Source organism: Herbiconiux daphne (assembly GCF_024979295.1).
In the GTDB taxonomy this organism is placed as follows: domain Bacteria; phylum Actinomycetota; class Actinomycetes; order Actinomycetales; family Microbacteriaceae; genus Herbiconiux; species Herbiconiux daphnes.
Map to the genome: position 1 here is coordinate 1 of NZ_JANLCJ010000227.1, position 887 is coordinate 887.

The 887-nt window shown below is 43.5% G+C and carries 1 protein-coding gene; it reads right to left on the minus strand.

Features of this window, described 5'->3' with window-relative positions; genetic code table 11:
* Positions 1–887 (minus strand): hypothetical protein (locus N1032_RS24275; RefSeq protein ID WP_259543050.1); only part of this gene is annotated, 887 nt, incomplete at both ends.

Consider the following 887-nt stretch of genomic DNA (forward strand, 5'->3'; position numbering starts at 1 on the left):
TGAATAATTCCGTGTGATCGTCCCCTCTGTTTGATCGTTTTCTGTGATCGGGTAAGCGTCAGGAACTTCGATCATGTTCGGAACTCCAGTCGGACCTCTCCAAGTGTTAACCTGTAAAATCTCATATCCTGCTTTAGGTTTCGCAACAATTTTGATCGTTTGTGATCCGACTTCAATGTTCTTTTGAGTAGCAATATCAACAAGTGAATCGGCTGTTCCGATAAACTGTCCGAAATACGTACCTGATTTGCCGTCTGACGCTTCTTGGATCACTATGGTATCAATAGCCGAAATATCGTCTATCTTGCCGTGTAGCTTCTGTGTGGGCTTACCAGTGGGAACGGGAACAACTGTCTTCGGTGTCGCCGTCACTTGCCAACTTGTATCTACACTAGAAACAAAGTTATAAGTATAACTACCCTCTTTTGATCCTAACCATGAATCGTTGTAGAAAGTCTGATTTGCTTTCTTATTCTTCGCTGTGAACGTGTAGTTTGGATCGAATTCGAACCCTCCTGCGATCGTTGAGTTTGCCGATCCGTTTGCAGGCGCGTAAGGAACCGTAAGCGTGTCGCCTACCATGTATGTTTTAACGCCGTTGATCGTTGCAAAAGCTTTGAAATGGTTCGTTGCGTAATCGGTGTAGTTCTCGAAAACGATCTTTGTTTCTTGCGTTGCAGGTGGTGTGACAACTTTTTCGTCTTCGATCACAACTGCAAAATAAATCGTGTCGCCTGTTCCGTTGAAAGGTAAATCAAAACTGAATGGTGTTGCGTTTGTGATCGGCGCTGACAAAGCAACGTTTTTCGGGTTTGCCATTACTTTACCCGTTGTGTATGTTTTGTAATCATATTTAAGGGTTGTAATCTGCTTGCCTGCAATAGGTT